25 protein-coding genes, 2 tRNA genes and 1 pseudogene are annotated in these 22099 nt (G+C 63.2%); 15 read left to right on the top strand and 13 right to left on the bottom strand.

Going from position 1 to position 22099, the window contains the following annotated elements; translation table 11 throughout:
* Positions 1-40: 40 nt before the first annotated feature.
* The 3 genes and pseudogenes from PI93_RS10645 to PI93_RS10635 all read right to left on the bottom strand — a co-directional run bounded on the left by PI93_RS10645 (position 41) and on the right by PI93_RS10635 (position 3863).
* Positions 41-466: an organic hydroperoxide resistance protein gene (locus PI93_RS10645; RefSeq protein ID WP_039364959.1), complete on the bottom strand. Its 426-nt coding sequence runs from the start codon at positions 464-466 to the stop codon at positions 41-43.
* A 412-nt stretch (positions 467-878) separates the two neighbouring features.
* Positions 879-1463: a TetR/AcrR family transcriptional regulator gene (locus PI93_RS10640; RefSeq protein WP_039364961.1), complete on the bottom strand. Its 585-nt coding sequence runs from the start codon at positions 1461-1463 to the stop codon at positions 879-881.
* A 192-nt stretch (positions 1464-1655) separates the two neighbouring features.
* A pseudogene (locus tag PI93_RS10635) lies at positions 1656-3863 on the bottom strand (TonB-dependent siderophore receptor).
* A gap of 523 nt (positions 3864-4386) precedes the next feature.
* Here PI93_RS10635 and PI93_RS10630 point away from each other — a divergent pair.
* On the top strand, positions 4387-4866 hold the full coding sequence (locus PI93_RS10630; RefSeq protein ID WP_039364963.1) for an Lrp/AsnC family transcriptional regulator: 480 nt from the start codon (positions 4387-4389) through the stop codon (positions 4864-4866).
* Positions 4859-5827: a DMT family transporter gene (locus tag PI93_RS10625; RefSeq protein ID WP_052240285.1), complete on the top strand. Its 969-nt coding sequence runs from the start codon at positions 4859-4861 to the stop codon at positions 5825-5827. Before PI93_RS10630 ends, PI93_RS10625 begins: the two co-directional genes overlap by 8 nt.
* Before the next feature lie 12 nt (positions 5828-5839).
* Here the strand turns inward: PI93_RS10625 and PI93_RS10620 are convergent, their stop codons facing one another.
* The gene (locus PI93_RS10620; protein WP_039364965.1) at positions 5840-6598 is read right to left on the bottom strand and encodes an SDR family NAD(P)-dependent oxidoreductase; all 759 of its coding nucleotides are present in this window, start codon (positions 6596-6598) and stop codon (positions 5840-5842) included.
* Positions 6599-6880: 282 nt separating this feature from the next.
* On the opposite strand from PI93_RS10620, the gene PI93_RS10615 reads away from it, so the two are divergent.
* Positions 6881-7786, top strand: a complete 906-nt coding sequence (locus PI93_RS10615; protein ID WP_039364967.1) for a LysR family transcriptional regulator — start codon at positions 6881-6883, stop codon at positions 7784-7786.
* A 37-nt stretch (positions 7787-7823) separates the two neighbouring features.
* On the opposite strand, the gene PI93_RS10610 is transcribed toward PI93_RS10615, so the two are convergent.
* A complete protein-coding gene (locus tag PI93_RS10610; protein WP_039364969.1) occupies positions 7824-8474 on the bottom strand; it encodes a TetR/AcrR family transcriptional regulator in 651 nt (216 codons plus the stop codon).
* A 107-nt stretch (positions 8475-8581) separates the two neighbouring features.
* On the opposite strand from PI93_RS10610, the gene PI93_RS10605 reads away from it, so the two are divergent.
* The 4 genes from PI93_RS10605 to PI93_RS10590 all read left to right on the top strand — a co-directional run bounded on the left by PI93_RS10605 (position 8582) and on the right by PI93_RS10590 (position 11377).
* On the top strand, positions 8582-9001 hold the full coding sequence (locus tag PI93_RS10605; RefSeq protein ID WP_039364971.1) for a YybH family protein: 420 nt from the start codon (positions 8582-8584) through the stop codon (positions 8999-9001).
* Between the two features lie 59 nt (positions 9002-9060).
* The gene (locus tag PI93_RS10600) at positions 9061-9489 is read left to right on the top strand and encodes a VOC family protein (RefSeq protein ID WP_039364973.1); all 429 of its coding nucleotides are present in this window, start codon (positions 9061-9063) and stop codon (positions 9487-9489) included.
* A gap of 188 nt (positions 9490-9677) precedes the next feature.
* A complete protein-coding gene (locus PI93_RS10595; protein ID WP_039364974.1) occupies positions 9678-10607 on the top strand; it encodes an ABC transporter ATP-binding protein in 930 nt (309 codons plus the stop codon).
* Between the two features lie 8 nt (positions 10608-10615).
* A complete protein-coding gene (locus PI93_RS10590; RefSeq protein ID WP_039364975.1) occupies positions 10616-11377 on the top strand; it encodes an ABC transporter permease in 762 nt (253 codons plus the stop codon).
* A gap of 65 nt (positions 11378-11442) precedes the next feature.
* Here the strand turns inward: PI93_RS10590 and PI93_RS10585 are convergent, their stop codons facing one another.
* The gene (locus PI93_RS10585; RefSeq protein WP_039364976.1) at positions 11443-12057 is read right to left on the bottom strand and encodes a glutathione S-transferase; all 615 of its coding nucleotides are present in this window, start codon (positions 12055-12057) and stop codon (positions 11443-11445) included.
* Positions 12058-12330: 273 nt separating this feature from the next.
* Between PI93_RS10585 and PI93_RS10580 the strand changes: the two genes are divergently transcribed.
* A complete protein-coding gene (locus tag PI93_RS10580) occupies positions 12331-13020 on the top strand; it encodes a type 1 glutamine amidotransferase domain-containing protein (RefSeq protein WP_039364977.1) in 690 nt (229 codons plus the stop codon).
* Between the two features lie 35 nt (positions 13021-13055).
* Positions 13056-13547 (top strand): GNAT family N-acetyltransferase, encoded by a 492-nt coding sequence (locus tag PI93_RS10575; RefSeq protein WP_158453290.1) that lies wholly within the window; start codon positions 13056-13058, stop codon positions 13545-13547.
* A gap of 81 nt (positions 13548-13628) precedes the next feature.
* Here the strand turns inward: PI93_RS10575 and PI93_RS10570 are convergent, their stop codons facing one another.
* The 3 genes from PI93_RS10570 to PI93_RS10560 form a co-directional block, all read right to left on the bottom strand.
* The gene (locus PI93_RS10570) at positions 13629-14150 is read right to left on the bottom strand and encodes a DUF1993 domain-containing protein (protein ID WP_039364981.1); all 522 of its coding nucleotides are present in this window, start codon (positions 14148-14150) and stop codon (positions 13629-13631) included.
* A gap of 101 nt (positions 14151-14251) precedes the next feature.
* Positions 14252-14827 carry a nitrogen fixation protein NifQ gene (locus tag PI93_RS10565; RefSeq protein WP_052240286.1) on the bottom strand — a complete coding sequence of 192 codons (576 nt, stop codon included), beginning with the start codon at positions 14825-14827 and terminating at the stop codon, positions 14252-14254.
* Between the two features lie 44 nt (positions 14828-14871).
* Entirely contained in the window at positions 14872-15018 is a 147-nt protein-coding gene (locus PI93_RS10560) for a TOBE domain-containing protein (RefSeq protein WP_158453289.1), read from the bottom strand.
* Between the two features lie 237 nt (positions 15019-15255).
* Here PI93_RS10560 and PI93_RS10555 point away from each other — a divergent pair, with 237 nt between their 5' ends.
* The 4 genes from PI93_RS10555 (at position 15256) to PI93_RS10540 (ending at position 18222) form a co-directional block, all read left to right on the top strand.
* Positions 15256-15990 (top strand): YoaK family protein, encoded by a 735-nt coding sequence (locus PI93_RS10555; protein ID WP_039364983.1) that lies wholly within the window; start codon positions 15256-15258, stop codon positions 15988-15990.
* Positions 15991-16184: 194 nt separating this feature from the next.
* Complete coding sequence (locus PI93_RS10550; protein ID WP_039364987.1) at positions 16185-16946, top strand: 3-oxoacyl-ACP reductase; 762 nt, start codon at positions 16185-16187, stop codon at positions 16944-16946.
* A 154-nt stretch (positions 16947-17100) separates the two neighbouring features.
* The gene (locus PI93_RS10545; protein WP_039365050.1) at positions 17101-17604 is read left to right on the top strand and encodes a hypothetical protein; all 504 of its coding nucleotides are present in this window, start codon (positions 17101-17103) and stop codon (positions 17602-17604) included.
* Positions 17605-17904: 300 nt separating this feature from the next.
* Positions 17905-18222, top strand: a complete 318-nt coding sequence (locus PI93_RS10540) for a VOC family protein (protein ID WP_039364990.1) — start codon at positions 17905-17907, stop codon at positions 18220-18222.
* Positions 18223-18295: 73 nt separating this feature from the next.
* Here PI93_RS10540 and PI93_RS10535 read toward each other — a convergent pair whose 3' ends face one another.
* Positions 18296-19243: a DMT family transporter gene (locus PI93_RS10535; RefSeq protein WP_080758947.1), complete on the bottom strand. Its 948-nt coding sequence runs from the start codon at positions 19241-19243 to the stop codon at positions 18296-18298.
* A gap of 103 nt (positions 19244-19346) precedes the next feature.
* On the opposite strand from PI93_RS10535, the gene PI93_RS10530 reads away from it, so the two are divergent.
* Both PI93_RS10530 and PI93_RS10525 read left to right on the top strand, forming a co-directional pair.
* On the top strand, positions 19347-20135 hold the full coding sequence (locus tag PI93_RS10530) for an AraC family transcriptional regulator (protein WP_236105604.1): 789 nt from the start codon (positions 19347-19349) through the stop codon (positions 20133-20135).
* 49 nt (positions 20136-20184) lie between these two features.
* The gene (locus PI93_RS10525; protein WP_039364993.1) at positions 20185-20481 is read left to right on the top strand and encodes a YciI-like protein; all 297 of its coding nucleotides are present in this window, start codon (positions 20185-20187) and stop codon (positions 20479-20481) included.
* A 185-nt stretch (positions 20482-20666) separates the two neighbouring features.
* Here the strand turns inward: PI93_RS10525 and PI93_RS10520 are convergent.
* The 3 genes from PI93_RS10520 to PI93_RS10510 all read right to left on the bottom strand — a co-directional run bounded on the left by PI93_RS10520 (position 20667) and on the right by PI93_RS10510 (position 22085).
* Positions 20667-20742 (bottom strand) — tRNA-Glu (locus tag PI93_RS10520).
* A 15-nt stretch (positions 20743-20757) separates the two neighbouring features.
* A tRNA-Ala gene (locus PI93_RS10515) sits at positions 20758-20833 on the bottom strand.
* An 82-nt stretch (positions 20834-20915) separates the two neighbouring features.
* The gene (locus tag PI93_RS10510) at positions 20916-22085 is read right to left on the bottom strand and encodes a DSD1 family PLP-dependent enzyme (RefSeq protein WP_052240287.1); all 1170 of its coding nucleotides are present in this window, start codon (positions 22083-22085) and stop codon (positions 20916-20918) included.
* Positions 22086-22099: the final 14 nt, after the last annotated feature.

Below are 22099 nucleotides of genomic sequence, written 5' to 3'. Positions count from 1 at the left end.
GTTGGGCCGTCCGTCAAGCCGTCGGCGAGCGTCGACTCACTCAGACCACCGTCAGCGTCACGTCGATGTTGCCACGTGTGGCGTTCGAATACGGGCACACGATGTGAGCCTTTTGCACCAGCGCTTCGACCGTCGCGCGATCCAGACCAGGCACGCTGATCTTCAATTCGGCCTGAATGCCAAAGCCGGTCGGGATCTGACCGATGCCGACGCTACCGTCGATCTTCGTGTCGGCGGGCAACGTCACCTTCTCTTTGCCGGCGACGAACTTCAGCGCGCCGAGGAAGCAAGCCGAGTAACCGGCGGCGAACAGTTGCTCCGGGTTGGTACCGCCAACGCCGGGGCCGCCCATTTCCTTGGGCACCACCAGCTTCACATCAAGCACGCCGTCCGAGGAAACGGCACGGCCATCACGGCCTCCGGTAGCGGTGGCATGGGCGGTGTAAAGCACTTTTTCGATCGACATGACGAACTCCTGGTAAGTAGAAAAATTCACTTCCAAACTTCGATCGCCCCGGACTGACACGCCATCGTGGCGTTGCCTTCTTGCCGGACGATCAACCTGACATACGCGCGTCGGATAGCTGTCTTGACGCCTGCCGAGCGCGTGTGTTCCTGCGTCAACGGTACCGAGGGGCTGCTCGCGCCGCGCCGCTTGCCTGTCCTCAAGCCTCTCGCGTGCACGGCACTCAACGCCGTCAACGATCTTAATCCACCTGCGAGACATCTTTCGTGAACGCCGCTCGGAACCCCGCCGTCCACCGTCCCGTTTCTCACTTTCCATCAAGCTATCTATTACTAGATAGATAAATGATTCCAAATAAACGGGAGGTCCACTCCCGTTGTATGTTCCCAGCTTGTCTTCGCCGCGTCTTGCCTCAAGCCACGTGACAAACCGAAGCCACCACATCTTCCAGCCGCGACGGCGCCCGAAACAACCGCGAGGCCATCACGCTGCCCTGAAACCCCGCGAACAGGGCGCGGGCCGTAGCGTCGGGCGACGAGGTTAGCGCCAGCGAACCGTCTGCCACGCCTTGCGCCAACACACGCGCCAGCCAGGCTTCGTGAAACGCGAAGAAGCGCTGCACCGCATCCCGAACCGTCTCCGGCAGCGTCTCGATGTCGGCGGCGAGCATGCCGCACAGACAGATCCGATGACCGTCGGCCACGATGCGTCCAAACCCTTGCGCATACAACGCCAGCTTCTGTGCCGGCGGCAGCGCATCGTCGATCCCGGCCAATCCTTCAGCAATCTGCGCGTCATACGCCTTGATCGCTTCGAGCACCAGATCTTCCTTGGCCGGGAAGTAGTAGTGAATGCTCGACGTCTTCACACCGACCCGCTCGGCCAAATCCCGGTAGCTGAAGCCGTTGTAGCCTCTCGTCATCAGGAACATCTGCGCTTGTTCCAGCAGTTGTTCCCTGACGGTCGGTGTACTCGGAGATGTCGTTGCGCGGTTCATGAAACGAACTTTATCTACCAGTAGATAGATAGTCAAGTCGTTTTATCGATCTGGCCGATTGATTTTTCCGATGGGGGCGATAGCCGGGGTATGCCTTGCATTGCCGGTCGAACGGCAGCGCACGCTGGCCCCATGAAAAACAGCGGCGCAAGGGCCGCTGTTTTTCATAATTTGCCGAATCCCGAAGCGCGATCAGAAGTCGATCTTGGCGTTCAGGCTGACCATGCGCGGATCGGCCGGTTTGATGTAGTTGTCGTACTGATACTCCCAGTACTTGCGATTGGTCAGGTTGCTCACCGCGGCGCGCAACGTCACGTCCTTGCCGGCGACACGTGTGCGGTACGTCGCGCCGAGGTTGATCAACGTATAGCCCGAGACCGTCAGCGAGTTCTGCGGATTGAGCGACGTGCGGCCGTTGTAGCGGATATCGCCGCCCACCGAGAGACCCGGCACATACGGCACCTTGTACTCGACGTTGCCCGACAGCACGAAGCGCGGCGCGCCGCCCACCCGGTTGCCGTCGAAGCCGTTCGTGCGGGCATACCAGCTATCGAGCGCCATGGCGCTGGCACCCAGCGTCCACTGCGGTCCCAGCTTGACCGAACCGGCCAGCTCGATGCCCTGATAGATCGACTGGCCGTCCGACACGCGCGCGTTGGCGCTGTTCGTGTACACGGCGCCGCGCTCGATGCGAAAGAGCGCTGCCGTCGTGCTCTAGGTGCCCTGCTCCGTCTTCACGCCGACTTCGTATTGACGGCTCTTGAACGGATTGAGCACCGCCCCCGCGTTGGCGTAAGTGGCGCCCACGACTTCGCCGGCTTCGAGTGCTTCCACATAGCTCGCATAGGCGGTCGTGTTCGGCGCGACCTTGTACATCACCGCGAGCGTTGGCGTGAACACGCCGTTCGTCGAGTAGGTCGAGATGCCCTGTGCGTTCGTCTGGTTGTAGTTCGTGAAGCGCACGCCGCCGAGGACCGACAGACGCTGCGTGATCTGTACCGTGTCCGACGCGAAGACCGAGCGCTGTTCGATGGCGCTGGAACGTTGCGCCTTGAGGGTCGTGCCATCACCGTAGTACTGGTACGACGTGCCCTGGTACAGGTTGCCCGTATAGGTCGGGCTATAGAGGTAGGCGTAGTCGTTCGTCTGATATTGCGAAGCGATGCCGAACGTCAACTGGTGCGCCAACGGACCGGTGCGCACCTTGCCCTCGGCGGTCAATTGCCACGCGCGGAAGGTATTGTTCTCGTCGCCCAGATCGTTCTGGCCGCTGAAATTGCCTGCGCCGCCTAGCAGATACAGCGTGGCCTCGTTTCGGTCCCGCGTCGACTTGTTGAAAGCGTAGTTGGCCGATACCTTCCAGTCCGGATCGATCTGGTATTGCAGGCCGGTCGTGTAGAACTGCGTGATCGTGTTCAGGTGCGTGGCCTGCGTTTGCAGATTCGCATTGGACACGTTGATCGGCCCCGGCAACTGATTGCCGGAGAAGTTGAAGGTCGAGAGCGATGGCGAGGTTCCCGTCGCGCGACGGTCCTGATACATCGCCCCGAAGTTCCACGTGAGATCGCGGGTAATGCGCGCGTCGAGCGCCACCGAAACCGTGTCGCGATTCAGATTGCCATCGGTGTACGTGCGGCCTTCTTCGTGCGTGTAGTTCAGGCGTGCGCCGAACATGTCGTTCGGTCCGGCCCGCCCGCCCAGGTCGACGTGCTCGCGCCAGATACCCTCGGAGTGGAACCCCAGATCGATACTGGCAATGCGCTCGTCCGTCGGTTTCTTCGTGACGTAGTTCACCACGCCGCCCGGCGCCACGAAGCCATACATGAAGCCCGACAAGCCCTTGAGCAGTTCGACGCGATCGAATTGTTCGTAAGGCATTGTCACGCCATAGGTCATCACCGGCAGGCCGTCGAGCTTGAAGCCGTATTGCCAATCGATCGGCATACCGCGCACGTAGATGTAGCCCGCCCAAGCGTCGAAAGCGTTGCTGCCGTCGGTCACGGAGGCATCGGTCGAGAACACGTCGCCGAGTTTGGCGGGCTGACGTTGTTCGAGTTGCTCCTGACTCACCACCGTGGTCGAGAACGGCGTATCGAGCTGGCTGCGCGAGCCGAGCGCGCCGGACTGCACCAGTTGCTTCAGATTCTGCGGCGTTTCGCGCAACGTCGAACTGGTCACGGTTGTGGCCTTGAGCGTCGCTTGCGCGGTGGCATCCCCTGCCGTCGTCTCGGCGGCTCCCGCAGACGATTGCGCGATGGCCGGCGCGGCAGCGAAGCTCAGGAAAGTCGCCAGCGCGAGCGGTGCGATAGCACTACGGGGAACCACGGCGTGGCGCGCAATCGTGCCCGCGACAATGCGGCCGGTCGCGCGCGGGGCGCGATGGGCGTGAGCGAAAGACATGCTGAAAATCCCGAGTGATGAGATGAAATCTTATTTATTAATGAGAATCGTTAACATTCTCATTATCAGGTTCGACATGTTAGCAAACCCGGGCGCGTCGTCAATAAATGTTGAAAGTGAATGAGACGGACAACACCGAAATACAACATTTCCATCCCTTACAGGCGGGAGGGAAATGCGACCGTTCGTTCGGTGTCAGTGAGCCATCGCGCCGTCGGCGGCGATCAACGAGGCGAACGCGTACTGGCCGATCATTCCGCCCAAGGGCCGGGCATCGGCCGGCAACACGGGCGGGAGCCACGGGAACATCGACTGGCCGCGAAGTCCGAACGCAAGTGAGGCCGTCGACGAGACATCGGGCCTTATGCGGCGTCTTATGCCGTCGGTCGTCATCCGGCGCAGTGACAGGCGACGCAGCCACCGGAACCGGTACCAAATAGGCTAGTATTGCGGCACTGTCGCCTACCGAGCGGCTAATCGACTGGAACGCCGGCCCCCATCCGGGGCGCGCGCGCAATGTGGTATGGAACTCGACGCCATTGATTTGAAGATTCTGCGGGAGCTGCAAGCCGACGCCCGCCTCACCAACGTGGAACTCGCCTCGCGGGTCAATCTCTCGCCTTCACCCTGTCTGGCGCGCGTGAAAGCGCTTGAAGCGGCGGGCTATATCCGCCAGCGTGTGACGCTGCTGGACCCGTCCCGCCTGGGGCTGCATATCAACGTGTTCATCCACGTGACGCTCGAAAATCAGAATCGCGACGGACTCGACGCGTTCGAAGCCGCCGTCACCGCGCTGCCCAACGTCATGGAGTGTTATCTGATGTCGGGCGATGCCGACTATCTGTTGCGCGTCATGGTGAGCGACATGAGTGCTTACGAAACGTTGATCACCGACCGTCTCTCGCGCATTCCCGGCATCCGCAACATCCGCTCGAGCTTCGCGCTCAAGCAAGTGATGTACACCACCGCAGTCCCGGTGCCGGACACTTCCGGCGATGCCTGAGGCCGCCCCCGAGACTGCCGCCACCGGCAACTCCCTCACCTCCGACACCGCCGTGCCCCCGCATGGCGGGGCCAGTCAGCAGATCGCGCTGCATGTTGCTGCGATGCTGTTCGGCGCTTCCGCATTGTTCGGCGAACATATCGCCGCAAGCAGCACGCTGATCGTCTTCGGACGTGGCCTGTTCTCGTGGCTCTCGCTGAGCGTCATCGCCATTGCCGGGCTTGCCGGCATGCGCAGCGCCGCGCGACTCTCGGGCGGCGCGCCGTGGCAAGGACTCTCGTGCGCGTCGGCGTTGCGGCTCATCGTGGCCGGTGTGTTGCTGGCCGCGCACTGGCTCGCCTTCTTTCTGGCGATCAAGGCGGGCGGCGTCGCGGTCGGTACGCTCGGTTTCGCCTGCTTCCCGGCCTTCGTGATTCTGCTCGAATGGCCCCTGCGCCGCGAGCGTCCAACGCTTGGCGACGCCGGGGTCATCGGACTCGTCTGTATCGGACTGGCGCTCGTCACCCCAGCATTCGACTGGCAAGCGGGCGCCACCGTCGGCCTCGCGTGGGGCGTGCTGTCCGGCGCCATCTACGCGGTCATCGCGCTGTTCAACCGGGTGCTCGGCGCGCAGGCCTCGCCGTTGCGAGCCAGTTGGTGGCAGTGTCTCGGCATCCTGCTCGTGCTCGGCCCCTTCGCATGGCGCGAGGCGCTCACACTGCCTGCCGTGCAATGGGGCTGGCTCGCCTGTCTGGGTGTCGTCTGCACCGCGCTGGCGTACACGCTCTTCATCCATGCGCTGCGCACGGTCAAGGCCAGCCAGGCGGCCGTCGTCATCGCCCTTGAACCGGTCTATGCCATTGCCTTCGCGTGGGTACTGTTCGGCACATCACCCACGCTCAAGATGGCGGTGGGCGGCGTGTTTATCGTCGGAGCCGTGGCTTGGTCCGGGTCGATGCGCTCACGCCGCAGTTCGCACTGACGCACGCTCGCATCAGACGAACATGCCACCCGACGCCTCGATGCGCTGCGCATTGATCCAGCCGGTTTCGTCGGCCAGCAGCGCGGCCACCATGCCGCCGATGTCGTCGGCCTCGCCCACGCGGCCCAGCGCCGTATTCGCCGCCACCATCTGATGGACGCCCTGGTTGTCACGCACGGTGCCGCCGTTGAAGTCCGTGGCGATCGCGCCCGGTGCGACCGTATTGGCACGGATGCCGCGCGCGCCCAGTTCTTTCGCCAGATAACGCGTGAACACTTCGATACCGCCTTTCATCATGGCGTAGGCCGATGCGCCCGGCAGCGAGAAGCGCGCCAGGCCGCTCGACACGTTCAGAATGCGTCCACCGTCTGCGATCAACGGCAGCAGCGTTTGCGTCAGGAAGTACGGGCCCTTCAGATGAATGCGCACCAGGTCGTCGAACTGCGCTTGCGTCGTCTCGGCAAACGCGCTGTGCAAGCCCGTGCCGGCGTTGTTCAGCAGGAAATCGAACGTATCGCGCTTCCACACGTCGCTCAGCACGCGTTTGATCTCTGCGGCAAACGGAGCGAATAGCGACGAATCCGACACGTCGAGCGGCAGGGCCACGGCGTTCGCGCCAAGCTTGACGATCTCGGCCACCACCGCGTCGGCCTCGGCGCGATGGCTGCGATAGGTGAGAATCACGTCGATGCCGCGGCGCGCGGCGGCGAGCGCCGACGCCCGGCCCAGGCCGCGGCTGCCACCGGTGATGAGAACGATTTTGCGAGTCATGATGATGCTCCTGAATGTCTGGGGCCATGCGCGCTGGCAACCCCCCCGTGAACCCTGTCGGTGGCCCCGCTTGTCCTCAGCATGTCGGGCCGTCTCGTCCCGCGTCTGCCGGCTCTCGCCCGCGCCGTTCGTCATCGGTTGCTGACGAGGCGCTTCTGGTGCCGCGGTATGTTCAACATCCTATTGCAACGAATTTCACCAATAAACCCGGCGATTTTGATTACACTGATCAAATTCCAATAACAATTGGCCGGTCAATCGACGCACCGGTCCTCTCTCGCCATGCATCAGCTAGACGCCATGCGTATCTTCGTGCGCGTGACGGAGACCGCGAGTTTCACGCAGGCCGCCGACAGTCTCGGCCTGCCGCGCGCCAGCGTTTCCAACGCCATCAAGCAACTCGAGACCCAACTCGGCACACGGTTGCTGCATCGGACTACGCGACGTGTCCAGCTCACGCAGGACGGTCAGGTATGCCTCGAGCGATGCAAGGATCTGCTCGCCGACATGGAGGAATGGGAGACGATGTTCGCGGCGCGCGACGAGGCGCTCACGGGCCGCTTGCGCATCGACCTCCCTGCCACGCTCGCGCGCACGACCGTCATTCCGCAACTGCCCGCATTTCTCGCGCAACACCCGGCCCTGCGCGTGGAACTGTCGAGCACCGACCGGCGTGTCGATCTCGTGCGTGAAGGGTTCGACTGCGTGTTGCGCGTGGGCGCCATCGCCGACTCCACGCTGATTGCGCGCCCACTGGGCCACATGCGTCAGATCAACGTGGCGAGTCCGGCTTACCTCAAGCGTCACGGCGTACCGCACACGCTCGACGATCTGCGAGCCCATCAATTGATTCACTACACGACGACACTGGGCACGCGACCGGTCGGCTGGGAGTATTTCGACGGCGAGCGATATGCCCAATGGCCGATGGAGGGTGTGCTGACCGTGAATAACGCCGACGCCTATCAGGCGGCGTGCATCGCCGGGCTCGGGTTGATCCAGGCGCCTGAGAGCGGCGTGCGGGGTCATTTGGCCGATGGCACGCTGCAAGAAGTGTTGCCGGCGTATCAGGCCGAGCCGCTGGCCGTCACACTGCTCTACGCGAACCGGCGTCACCTGCCCCGGCGCGTGCAAGCGTTCATGAACTGGCTTGCCGACTTGCTGACACCGCGTCTGACCCAGCGCTGAGGACGGCAGTGCGGGGCGACGGCCCGCACTACGACAGCTATAGCCCGCGCTCGACCATCGCCACCAGCCGCTGACCCAGCGCATCGACCTGATCGCCTGGCAGATCGCGTAGCGGGCCATCGATTACGAGCACCGCTAATCCGTGCACCGCGGCCCACGCCAGATACTCCGCACCGGGACGCTGCGCCGCGCCGATGATGCCGGCGTCGACCATGCCGTCGAGCGCCGCCCCCAGCAACTGGAAAGGGTTGAGTCCGCTCGTACCCGCCTTCTCCGGCGTGGCCGCCGAACGCACATTCTCCGATGGCGCGAACGCCGTTCGGAACAGTCCCGGTTGCGCACGCGCAAAGTGCAGGTAGCCAATCCCCACGGCCCGCAGCCCCGCGCGAGCGCGGGCCGCCGCATCGGGCACCGCCACGCCCGTTGCCGCCAACTCATGCTCGATGGCATGCGCCAGTTCGGCCAACGCCGCCGAGCGCACGGCATCGAGCAAATCCTGCCGATTCGCAAAGTGACGGTATGCCGCATTGGGCACAACCCCCGCGCGCCGCGTGGCCTCACGCAGGATCACGGCGTCCGGCCCCCCATCGCGCGCCAGCGCAATCCCCGCTTCCAGCAACGCCCGGCGCAGGTCGCCATGCCGGTATGTCGTGCGTGCCGGCCCGGTCGTTGTGTCTTGTTCTGTCATTACAACTCCTTGTGGACAGTGTCCATTATGTCTGCTATTGTTTGTGTACACTGTCCACAAAGACAAGTTGCAGTGCGACATATCAGCGCAATACGCGAGGAGGCACTATGGTGGAGACGTACCCGGCACATGGCGATGAAGCTGCCATTCGTGCGATCCATGCGGCATGGCTCGATGCCGTGCGCAACAAGAAGGTGGGCACATTACTCGAGCATTACGACCCCGATGTCGTGGTGTTCGACGTGATGCCGCCCCTCGAGCATCGCGGCCATGAGGCCTATCGCCGTCTGCTCGAGGGTTGGTTCGGCTACACCGTCGGGCCGATCCATTTCGAAGTCACGCAATGGCATCTGGAGCACGCTGGCGATCTGGCGTTCAGCCACTGCGTAAATGTTGTACGCAACACCGGTCCTGACGGACAGACGCACGGCGCCACCGTGCGCGCGACGGTGGGCTATCGCAAGACACAAGGTCGTTGGCGTGTGGTGCATGAGCACGCATCGGTGCCCATGACGTTAGCGCCGTAACCCTTCCCTGCCGGGGCGTCGTGATGCCCCCTTTTTCAAGACATCGAGAGGAGCACTCCATGCAAGTTCATTCCTATTTGTTTTTCGAAGGCCGTTGCGAAGAAGCGATTGCGTTTTACGAAAAGACCCTTGGGGCGAAACGCGGCATGCTCATGCGCTATGGCGAAAGCCCCGAAAGCTGCCCGGAGGGCATGCTCCCGCCGGGAAGCGAGAACAAGATCATGCACGGCGAGTTCACCATCGGCGAGTCGATGGTGATGGCCTCTGACGGCATGGTGAGCGGCAAGCCCAAATTCGATGGTTTCTCGCTGTCGGTCGACTTCACCGAAGTGGGCGCGGCCGAGAAGGCCTTCAACGCGCTCGCCGATGGGGGTACCGTCAACATGCCGCTCGGCGAAACCTTTTTCGCGAAGACGTTCGGCATGGTCAAGGACCGTTTCGGCATGAACTGGATGGTGATCGTGCCGAAGGAAATGCCCAAGGGCTAAGGGCCGGCGCACGGTATCGAAAGACATCGGCATGGTCGGGCGCCGCCCCGGCCATTCGTCTGACGACAGGCGGGCATTCGGGGCTGACGACAGCCTCGCGTCCCGCCCTTCTTTTGCCTGCGCGCCGCGCGTCGCTTGCGCCATCCCGTCCCCAACAAGTTCCGCACGCCTGTGCTATCGTCGCCGCCATGCCATCCGTGATCTCAATCCAGAATCTGTCGAAGACGTACGCGACCGGCTTCCAGGCGCTCAAGAACATCAACCTGGAAATCCAGCGCGGCGAAATCTTCGCTCTGCTCGGCCCGAACGGCGCCGGCAAAACGACCCTCATCAGCACCATCTGCGGCATCGTGCGCCCAAGCTCGGGCACGGTCACCGTCGACGGTCACGACATCGTCACGGACTACCGTGCCGCGCGTGCCGCCATCGGTCTCGTGCCGCAGGAACTGACCACCGATTCGTTCGAGTCGGTGTGGGCCACCGTCTCGTTTTCGCGCGGCCTGTTCGGCAAACCGGCGAATCCGGCGTACATCGAAAAGGTGCTGCGCTCGCTCTCGCTCTGGGAGAAAAAGGACAGCCGCATCATGCAGCTCTCGGGCGGCATGAAACGACGCGTGCTGATCGCCAAGGCGCTCTCGCATGAGCCGCGCGTGCTGTTTCTCGACGAGCCGACCGCCGGTGTCGACGTGGAACTGCGTCGCGACATGTGGCGTCTCGTGCAGTCGCTGCGCGAGACCGGCGTGACCGTGATTCTCACCACGCACTACATCGAAGAGGCCGAGGAAATGGCCGACCGCGTGGGCATCATCACCGGCGGTCAGATCACGCTCGTGCAGGAGAAGACCGAACTGATGCGGCATATGGGCAGCAAGCATCTCACGATGCAACTCGCCGAGCCCCTGTCCGCGGTGCCCGAGTCGCTCGCCAGCTATGGCCTTGCGCTCGGCAACAACGGCACCGAACTGGCGTTCACCTATGACGCCAATATCGAGCAGACCTCCATCGCCACCTTGTTGCGCGACATGGAGCGTGCCGGTCTCTCGGTGAAGGATCTGCATACGACGCAAAGCTCGCTCGAAGACATCTTCGTCTCGCTCGTGCATAAAAAAGAAGGATGAGCCGCCCCATGAATTTCTACGCCGTCAGGGCGATCTACAACTTCGAGATGGCCCGCACGCGTCGCACGCTGATGCAAAGCATCATCTCGCCCGTCATTTCGACGTCGCTTTACTTTGTGGTGTTCGGTGCCGCCATCGGCTCGCGCATTCCCGAGATCGACGGCGTGCCGTATGGCGCATTCATCGTGCCGGGCCTCATCATGCTTTCGCTGCTCACGCAAAGTGTGACGAACGCCTCGTTCGGCATCTACTTCCCAAGATTCACCGGCACGATCTACGAAGTGCTTTCAGCGCCCGTGTCGTACATGGAGATCGTAGTGGCGTATGTGGGGGCGGCGGCCACCAAGTCGATCATTCTCGGTGTCATCATGCTCGGCACCGCTGCCCTGTTCGTGCCGCTGCGCATCGAGCATCCGCTATGGATGGTGTTGTTTCTGGTGCTTACCGCCGTCACGTTCAGCCTGCTCGGCTTCATCATCGGCATCTGGGCCGACGGCTTCGAGAAGCTGCAACTGGTGCCGCTGCTCATCATCACGCCGCTCACCTTCCTCGGTGGCAGTTTCTACTCGACGAGCATCCTGCCGCCGTTCTGGCGCACGGTCACGCTGTTCAACCCGGTCGTGTATCTCATCAGCGGTTTTCGCTGGAGCTTCTACGGGTTGGCGGATGTGAGCGTCGGTGTCAGTCTGGGCATGACGCTCGTGTTCCTTGCCGTCTTCCTCGCGATCGTCGCCTGGATGTTCAAGACGGGCTATCGTCTCAAGAACTGACACCCGTCTGCCGGACGGTACGCCGTCCGGCACGCCTCATCTCGCTTTACTCCCCGCGCGCAGGCTCAGATCGGCGGCGTTTCCCGGAACGCAGGCAACGCTTCGGCCTGCGCGGAGAATTTGGCGACCTCCGGGAAGTCAGCGCCGAAATCGACTTCCGGCAGCATCAGTTGATGGAAGCGCCACGCCACCGCAATCGCAACGCCGTGTTCGCCGATGGCGTCCGGGGTGGCCAGAACAGGTTTGTCCTTCAGTTCCGCCTCCAGCGCGCCGAAAGCCGCCTGGACCTGCTTGCGCACGCGATCCGTCCACGGCGTGTGACGCTTCTCGCTCGGCCGCAACTCACGCTCGTACACCAGTTGCACCGACTTCTCGCACGCGGCCAGCGCCAAACCCGTGAGCCGTAACGCGCGCAAATGTTCGGCGGGGTTCTCGGGCACGAGGCGCCGTGCCGGATCAACGAGTGTCTCGATGTATTGCAGGATGAGGGTCGAGTCCATCAGCACCGTGCCGTCGTCGGTCACGAGCGTGGGGGCCTTCACGACCGGGTTGATCGCCGCGAATTCGTCGAACGTTCGAAACACGGACAACGAGCGATGCTCATACGACAGCCCCAGCAGCTTCAGGCAGATCGCCGTGCGACGCACGTATGGGGAATCCAGCATTCCAATCAATTGCATGTCTCGCTCCTGTGAGCGGCAGTCGTTGCCGCGGTGTGCCTGTGATCGTTCTGTGACGCCATGCGACGGGCGACGCCCGCATCCGCACAAGCATAGCGGACGTCTCACGCCCCGCAAATCGAATTCGATTGCGCTCTGCTGTGAATCTGGCTCACAAGCGGGGCGCCGCGCGGCGGCTTGGCGGGAACCTGTCGCGCGGCACGCTGTCGGCAGCGAGCGCGCGGCATGACAGGTAAAATGTGCCGCATGGCTGACTCGACAGGGAGACCTTTCATGAACATCCTGATGGTGCTGACCTCGCACGACCGCCTTGGCGACACGGGCAAGAAGACCGGCTTCTGGCTCGAAGAATTCGCCGCCCCCTACTACGTGTTCATCGACGAAGGACTGGACGTCACGCTGGCATCGCCCGCCGGCGGTCAGCCGCCGCTCGATCCGAAGAGCGATGCGCCTGATGCGCAGACCGATGCGACACGGCGCTTCCGCGAAGATCCCGACGCCCAGAAAGCGCTGGCCAACACGCTACGGCTGGCCGACGTCAAAGCCGGCGACTACGATGCCTTGTTCTACCCCGGTGGCCATGGGCCGCTGTGGGATCTGGCGCAAGACCCGAACTCCATCCATCTGATCGAAACCTTCGAGCGCGCGGGCAAGGCCATCGGCTTCGTTTGTCATGCGCCTGGTGTGCTGCGGCAGGTGCGCAGCGCGAACGGCGAGCCGCTCGTGCGTGGCCGTCACGTCACAGGCTTCACCAACGACGAAGAGGCCGCAGTGGGCCTCACCGACGTGGTGCCGTTTCTCGTCGAGGACGAACTCAAGCGGCTGGGCGGTTTATACGAGAAAGGCGACAACTGGCAATCGCACGTAGTCGGCGACGGTCGGCTCGTGACGGGCCAGAACCCCGCCTCGTCGGAAGAAGCCGCACGTACCGTGCTCGCCATGATGGAGCCGCGTCTGCCATGAATTCACGGGCGCCATCCGTCGATGTGAGGCGTCTCGTGCCAAGCGATGCCCTCGCGTTTCAGGCATTGCGGCTCGCGGGTCTGCAAGCCCATCCCGAGGCATTCGGTTCGACCTACGACGAAGAGAAGGACTGGCCGGTCGAGCGTGTGCGGGAATGGCTGGTAGCGCGCCCCGATGGCGGCATCTTCGGGGCGTTCGAAAACGAACGACTGATCGGCGTGCTCGGCCTGGGACGCGGGCAGCGCACGAACTTCGCGCACGTCGGCTTTCTGTGGGGAATGTACGTGCAGTCGGACGCCACCGGACGCGGCGTGGGACGCTCGCTGGTCGAAGCGGCACTCGCCCTCGCGCGCTCGCAGCCCGGGCTGCGGCACGTCACGTTGCAGGTGAGTGCCGCCAATCGCCCAGCCATCGCGCTTTACCAATCGTTCGGATTCGTGGAAATCGGACGGGAGCCCGACGCCATGCGCGTGGGCAACGGTTTCCAGGACGAGCTACGCATGTATCTGCCCATCTCGACCCACTGAATTCACGGCATCCGTTGACGCCAATCAAACACGGGAGCCCTCTGGCTCCCGTGTCGTCTTATCGGTTTGCGTTCGCGCAGATCAGATCTTTTCCATCTCGTACGGGCCGAGATAATCCGTCTTGCCGACGTCCACTCCTTGCGCGCGCAGGATGTCGTGCGTCGTCGTCACGTGGAAATAGAAGTTCGGCAGCGCGAACTTGAAGAGATAGTCGACCGCATCCATCGTGGTCTGATACTCCTTGAATTTCAACGTAATCTGGCGCGCTTCGGCGCCGTCGAAGCGATCTTCGAGAATGCCGGCGATGAACGCCTCGGTGTTGGCGATACGATCGCGCAACTGATCGAAGCTCGCCTCGTTGTCCTCGAACTTCGGCGACTCCACGCCTGTGAGGCGAGCCACCGCAAACTTCGCCGTATCGCTCACGCGCTGCACCTGGGCAACGAAGTCGAGCATATCCGGCGCGAGCTTCGCTTTGAGGATCGTTTCGGGGGCGAGCGACTTCGCCTCGCAGTGGGCACGAGCCTTCTTGACGTAGTCGGCCATGACAGTCAGGCCGCGCAGATAAACGGGGATAGTGGCGCGATAGAGGGAAATCGACATCGTGAAACTCCTCGGGGGATGGCGTTGCGGGGCATGCGCACAAGTCGCGCAGACACCCATGCTATCAGTGCCGAAACATTCTCGCCGTGCATCGGAACGGCCTACGGAAATTCGATCGGAACGCTCGTGCGCCGCAAGTGCGCGTAGCACTCGCCGTAAGCCTCGCATCCCGGGCATCCCGGCGCCGGTGCGGGAGCGCGACCATAGGCGTTGGCACAGGTCTCGGCGAGGAATCGTTTCCAGCGCAGGTTGGCCGTGTTCTCGCTCACCAGCGACGGGAAGAAATGCGCGAGCAGCGCCGTCACATCGTCGCGTCCGGTCAGTCCGAGATCCCGCCACAGATGATCGGGCCGCAAACACGCCGTGGCGAGAATCGTCGCCATATCGGCCGCGTCCACCGGATGCAGAACCGGATTGGCGCGGCGGCGCAACATTTCGCGCATTTCCACGACGAAGATCGCGTGTGACGCCCAGGCAGGCGTTGGCAAATCGGCCGCCAGGACGCGCCACACCTCGGGCACCGGCGCGAAGTGGCGACGCAGCAAGGCCGCCATGGCCGCCCCCGAGAGCCCGAGACGCACCACGCGCTCGGGGGTGGCATTCGCCAGCAGCAGCGACGCGAAGAGCGCCGCCTCCGTGCGCGAATGCGAGGGGGTCAGCGAAATGTTCGTCGTCATGCGCTCCCTCCGTCCCTCAGCAATTCATGGCGCGATGACGGCGCTCAGGCCACCGCCAGAATCATGCTCGATGCCTTGACCAGCGCGGCCGCCGCACGCCCGGCCGTCAGCCCGAGACGCCTGGCGCTTTCATTGGTGACGATAGCGGCAATGACGGCGCTGCTGAATTGGTTACGCGCGCTTGTCTTCATCGGGATTCTCCTGTCGAAAAAGCCTGATGCCTTCGAAACGTCGAACGGCAATGGGATGGGGGTAAGGCGGAACGGTCGTCGTCGGATAGCAATGTCGCTCGTTGGCGTGTTGAAGTATAGCGGGGCAACGCGACGTGAGCCGTCATGGGGCGATGATATGCTTCATCAGCGCCCGGCGCCGCCCGCAGGGCCGCCGGGCAAGTGCAAGCCCCAACGGAAGTCGTCAGAGGAGCTACCATGGGTACCCCCCGTCACATCCCCACGCCAACCGAAGCCGCTGCGTCTGCCCGCGCATGGGTCAGCCACTTTTCGAAACCGGCCGCCATCAGCATGGTGCTCGCCTTCGTGGCGGGCTACATCGATGTCGTGGGCTTCATTGCCTTGTTCGGCCTGTTCACCGCACATGTGACCGGCAACTTCGTGATGATCGGCGTGCAACTGGTCGCCAGCACCCACGTGGGCGTGCTCGCCAAACTGCTGGCACTGCCTGTGTTCGTCATCTTCGTCGCCATGGTGAAGCTGGTCGTGCAAGGCTTCTCGCGCACCGAACGCCGGCCGTTGCGCCTGTTGATCGTGATGCAGACGCTGTTGCTGCTCGGGTTCATGATCGTCGGCATGGCCGCCCAACCCATCGTCTCGGCCGACGCGCCGCTCGCCATCCTCTCCGGCATGTTCGGCGTGGCGGCACTCGCCATCCAGAACGCCCTTGGACGCCTCGTGCTCACCGATCTCGCCCCGACCACCATCATGACCGGCAACACCACGCAGATCGTGATCGACATGGTCGAGCTGGCCAGCGGCAATTGCGGCGACGACAAGGCCGCCCGCGCCCGTCTGCGCAAGATGATTCCGGCACTCGCCGCCTTTGCCGTCGGGGCCATTTTTGGCGGCTTCGCCTTTCATGGCGCAGGCTTCTGGTGCGTGTTGCTGCCCGTCGCGTTGCTCGCCGCACTGGCTGTCGCGAACGAGTAACCGGCCGACGCCCGCCGACATCGCGCGCCGTCGTGTACCCTCCGCTCGAAGCATGGCGCCGGAACGCGCGATAATGTCGGACTTTTGTGCTCGTTCGCCCCGAATGCACGTGCTTGCATTCGGCGCTGCGTTCCCGCACGTTGTGGGGAACGCCCAGCGCAACGCATCGGAAACCGTCATCAAGGACTATCGGAATGAAGCTGGATTCGCAGTGGGTACTCGTCACGGGCGGAGCGCGCGGGTTGGGCGCGGCCATTACGCGTGCGCTCGCGCGTGAGGGCGCGGGCGTGGTCATCAACTACCTGCGCAGCGACGTGGCCGCACGCGAACTGGCCGAGTCACTCGGTGCGCGCGCCATCGCGTTGCAAGCCGACGTGACCGACGAGAAGGCGGTCGCCCGGCTATTTGCCGAGGCACGCGAGCAAATCGGCGGCCCGATCGTGTCGGTGGTCAACAACGCGCTGGCCGACTTCCGCTTCGACGGCGACGCACGCCCCAAGCTGGGTGACATTGCGTGGTCGCGCTTCACGCAGCAATTCGAAGGCGCGGTCAAGGGCGCGCTCAATACGATGCAGGCGGCATTGCCGGGCATGCGCGAGGCCGGTTTCGGACGCGTCGTGAACGTTGGCACCAATCTGTTCCAGAACCCTGTCGTGCCGTACCACGATTACACGACGGCCAAGGCCGCGCTGCTGTCGCTCACGCGCACGGCAGCCAACGATCTGGGCCCCGACGGCATCACCGTCAACATGGTGTCGGGCGGGTTGTTGCGCGTGACCGACGCCAGTGCCGCAACGCCAGAGGCCGTGTTCGATCTCATCGCCAGCCTGACGCCGCTTCGCCGCGTCACCACCCCTGACGAATTCGCCGACGCCGTGCTGTATTTCCTCTCCCCGTGGGCCCGCGCGGTAACGGGGCAGAACCTCATCGTCGACGGCGGGCTGGTCAAGGGCTGACGCGCGCACGTCGCGCTACGTCCCTACGCAATACGGCGAACGCGTTCGTGCCTCGGCCGAACGCGGTAAAATCGCCCCTTTCGCGAGTGCACGCCTGCATACGACTCGCGCCTGCCACTCTCCCCCCAAGCGCCGATCTCCGACAGTGACTGCCATCTCCACCGACCTTCCTCCGACCGACGACACCGCCGATAGCACCGATGCCATCCACGAAGACCGCCTGTGGCGCGACGATGGATGGACGGCGAAGGTCATCAAGAACGAGGAGGACGATGGCTGGGCCGTCGCCATGTATCGGGATGGAGAATCGGAACCGGCGCTGGTCGGGCCGTGGACCATGGGGCGCGACAAGAAGAATCCGAAACCGCTCGACGTCAACGCGTTTCACACGCTCGTGAAGACGGCCACTGAAGTGCTGCGCCGTCACGAGCAGCAATTGCGCGCGCAGTTGCACAAGCGGGTGAGTGTCGACGGTCCCGATGGCGACATCGAGGTCACGCTCGACATCGTGCCCGACGACTACGATCCGTATGCGATGCTGAGCGCGATCGACCGCTTCGGCGAAACGCTTGCGTCGGTGAAAGTGCCGCCCACCTTCAAGCTCTCTCGCAACAGCGCCCGCGCGTGGGTCGAGAACGACTTCCAGCGCCCCCAGTAAGCGCACGCTTACGCCGTTTAGGCCGTTCGTTGCACTATCGTCCGAGGGCATTTCAGCGCCCCGCCTGCCCTGCATCACCACCGGACGCTCCTCAACGTTTTCGCTGCTGCTGCCTGCCATCCAGTTACGCCAGATACCGGGATAAGCTGCCGTCTGGCTGGGCTTTCTGACGACACATATGATGGAGCTCGTCGATCCTATCGACCCTCTATCAACGCAATCGACACCTCGCGCATCATGCGAGCGGGCGCTCACACAGGTCTGTGTCGACGCGTACTCATGCTCACGTCAGGAGACCCCATGAAACGCTTTCACATCGCGCTCGCCGTGCGCGATCTCGACGAATCCATTCAGGACTATTCCATTCGTCTCGGCCAGCCGCCCGCAGCCGTGGTGCCCGGCGCATACGCCATGTGGCGCACCGATCTGCTGAACTTCTCGATCAACCAATCGCCCGCGCGTGCTGGCGAGCTGCGTCACATCGGCTTCGAAGACGACGACACGCCTGAATATGCCAGCAGCACCGACTGCAACGGCCTGCTCTGGGAGGCGTTCTCTGCACAAGAGCAAGACCGTCGCATAGTGAGCACTTACGGGGTCGCCGTTCGCAACGCATAGATCGCTGCGCATCAGGCGATGTCCCCTGCCCCGCCGTTGTCGTTGCAACAGCGGGGGCCACAGACTTACCGACTTACGCAGGGACTTCGTCCGACTCATCGGACGGCGCGGGTGTTTCCAATGCATCAGGTGCCGTGCCGAACCCCGGCAGCGGCCGTTGCCAACGCTGGGCAATGAATACCCCGACGAGCGCGACGCCACCACCGATCAGGTGAAACGTGTGCAAGCGCTCACCCAGCAGCACCACCGCAATCGCCGCCGTCATGACGGGCAACACGTTGATGAACATGCTGCAACGATTTGGCCCCAGATGGCGAATGCCCTGGATCCAGAGAATGGGCAGCAGAATCGAGGCGCCCAGCCCGGCATACAGCACCAGCGGCACCGTCGCCGCGTTGAGTTGTGCCTGACCGGCGGGTACGAGCACCAGCATTGGAATCATCGTCACGAGTGCTGCCCAGGCCTGCACATAGGTCGACTGCGCGGGCGGCACGGCCACATGCCAGCGCCGCAGCAACACGCTGTACAGACCATACGATGCCGACGCGATCAACATGAGCACATCCCCCAGATGCACACCGCCGTCGAGCAGTTGCGAGGGGTGCCCCTGCCCGATCAGATAGACCAGCCCAGCCAATGACAACAGGCCACCGACGAGCATGCCGAGGGTTGGCGGCTCGCGCAGCAGCACGACACTCCAAAGCAACGTGAGCAGCGGCGCGAGCGCTGTCACAATCGCCATGTTCGTCGCCGTGGTGCTGTGCGCGGCGAGATACGACAGGCTCTGATAGAACGACATGCTCAGAAAGCCGAGGAAGCCGAGTTTGGCCAGTTGCGGGCGAATATGCCCCCAGTTGCGCGCCAGCGGGCGAATGACGAATGGCGTCATGACGGCAAGTGCCAGCACCAGTCGGTAGAACGTAATGGCCGACGGCGCGATGGTGGTGGCCGAGAGCTTCGAGACGATGACATTGCCGGCCCACAACAACATGGCGCCGAGCGGATACAGGAAGTACCCCATGACGAATTTCCGCAAGTAGTGAAAGGGAAGCGTCATCGTCGGCCATGTCGCGACGGGGTGTCTCACGCTAAAATTCCGAAATCTGTCTTGAAAAGGACACCCCATGAGTCCCCTCCGCGAGCCCCGGAACGCGCGCCAGACCGATCACGTGCGTTTTGAAAACACACCGATGCCAATGGCGGCGATGGCGGTCGACTATGCGCACAACGAGTTCATCGCGTCGCACTCGCATCGTCGGGCGCAATTGCTCTACGCGATCGAGGGCGTGATGATCATCGCATCGGCGTCGGGTCGATGGGTGGTGCCGCCCACGCGTGGCGTCTGGCTCTCGGCCGGACTGGAACATACGGTTCAGATGAGCGGTAACGTCAAGATGCGCACCGTGTTCGTCGAACCGGGCACGGAGCCGTTGCCCGACGAGAGTTGTGTGGTCGAGATCACGCCGCTCATGCGTGAGTTGATTCTCGCGGCCATCCATGTGCCGACGGACTACGCCAGCGACTCGCGCGATGCACGACTGATGCGTCTGTTGCTCGACGAACTCATCGCGTTGCCGGTCCTTCCCCTGTATCTGCCATGGCCGCGAGATGCGCGTTTGGCCCGCATATGCGACCGGCTGATGCAAGCGCCTGACGACGACGCGATCATCGACGACTGGGCTCGCGATGCCGGTCTGTCGGCGAAGACCTTCCAACGACGCTTTGCGCGGGAGACCGGCATGACGTTCGGCCGCTGGCGCCAGCAGGCGCGCTTGCTGCAAGCCTTGGAAGCGCTCGCGCGCGGTGAGAAAATCGTGAACGTCGCGCTCGACCACGGCTACACCAGCCAGAGCGCGTTTGCCGCCATGTTCAAGCGCCATTTCGGCGTACCGCCGTCGGCGTTTTACCGATAATGCAGCGAGAGGTCATCGGTACCGCAACGCATGCAAAGGAGATAGCACCGTGCATTACCTTCTCACTTACGATCTCGTCGACGACTATCTCGAACGTCGTGCTCAGTATCGCGACGCCCATCTGGCCCTTGCATGGCAAGCCGCCGATCGCGGCGAACTGGTCCTTGCCGGCGCGCTCGAGTCTCCCGTCGACACTGCGGCATTGCTCTTCGAAGGCGAGTCCCCCGCCGCCGCAGAAGCGTTTGCGAAAAGCGATCCGTATGTCGTGAATGGACTGGTGAAAGCGTGGCGAGTACGGCCGTGGAAGACCGTCGTGGGGAAGATGGCGAGTTCGCCCGTGCGCTGAACGCGAAGCGAGCCCCCATGTCATAAGGAACAGGCGGGCGCGCAATGCTGCCCTTCACGCGACGTCGGAGAAAGAAATCCGTCTCAGAAAAACAAAACGCGCTTGGCGGTAAAGCCAAGCGCGTTTGTCGACAACCGATTTTACGTCGTGTTTTCGGAGATTTCCGAGAATCACGCCGTTGAATCTGGCGTCCCCTAGGGGATTCGAACCCCTGTACTCACCGTGAAAGGGTGATGTCCTAGGCCTCTAGACGAAGGGGACATAAAGTCTTCCGTTTGGTGGAGGTAAGCGGGATCGAACCGCTGACCTCTTGCATGCCATGCAAGCGCTCTCCCAGCTGAGCTATACCCCCGTACGGCGAAGAAACGAGACTATAACGCGGTTTTCGAAAGTTGGGAAGCCCCCGAGCGAAATTTTTTCGATGGCGTAACGCCTCACTGGCTCAGGCCGCGCGCCTCGATGGGCCACAGCCCTTCCACCCGGCCATGCCGTACCGCCACATACCGGTCATAAAGATTCACCGTCGGATCGCAATGTCCCGGCACAAGCAGGATCGGCTCACCGAGCCAGGGCGTGCTGTCCTCGTCAGGCGAGGCCAATTCGAGCACGCCATGTTCGTCCGACGCCGTGCGGTAATGCGGTTTGCCCACCTGCTGCGACGACCAGAAACGCGGCAGCCCCGAATCCGTCGCCACGCTCTTGAGCCCGGCGTCGCACACGATGACGCCGGCGCGCGCCGTACTCATGACCGTCGACGCGAGAAACAGGCCATGACGGAAACGCCAGTCGTCGCGCCATTCGAGCGAGCCGTAGTGGCCGTCGAGGAAGACATACGACCCCGGTTGAATCTCGGTGTAGACGCCGCTCTCGATATCGAACTCGGCCGTGCCCGTACCGCCGCCCGTCACCACGGGACAAGCGATGCCGCGCGCCTCCAGAAACCTCACATAGGCCGACGCCCGGTCGGCGGCAAGCCGCGCCGTGTCGCGTCGCGTTTCCCAGCGCTCGATGTGCTGCGCGCTGCCGTGATACGCCTGCAAGCCGCCAAAGCGCAGTCCTTCGTAATGATCGATGGCGTCCACCAGCGCACCAACTGCGTCCGTCGAATCGACACCGCAACGCCCCTGCCCCACGTCGACCTCGGGCAGCACCGAGATGCGCACACCGGCGCGTTGTGCTGCCTTACCGAGCGGCGCCACCTGACGCACGTCGTCCACGCATACGGAGAGCGTGGCGCGCGACGCCATTTCCACCACCAGCGCCACGCGCGCCTGCCCGACGAACTCGTTGCTGATGTGAATATTGCCGATCCCTGCGTTGACGAATGGAATCGCCTCCGTGACCTTCTGACAGCAGATACCAACCGCGCCCGCCGCCATCTGTGCGCGCGCAATCGTGACAGACTTGTGCGCTTTCGCATGCGGACGCACGGCAACCCCTCTTGCCGCAGCAGCACTCGCCATGCGGGCGACATTGGCGTCGAAGGCCTCGAGATCGAGCAGCAGGGAAGGCGTTGCCACCTGAGCAAGCGAATCGCCCACGCGCGCGACCGGAGGAACCACCACGTTGGCAGACGTCGAAACCGTACTGAATGAATCGGGCATCACAATCCTCTGAA

Origin of the sequence: Pandoraea fibrosis (assembly GCF_000807775.2) — a bacterium.
GTDB lineage: Bacteria > Pseudomonadota > Gammaproteobacteria > Burkholderiales > Burkholderiaceae > Pandoraea > Pandoraea fibrosis.
Note: the sequence above shows the minus strand (reverse complement) of the source record. Positions and strands in the feature narration are given on the sequence as shown.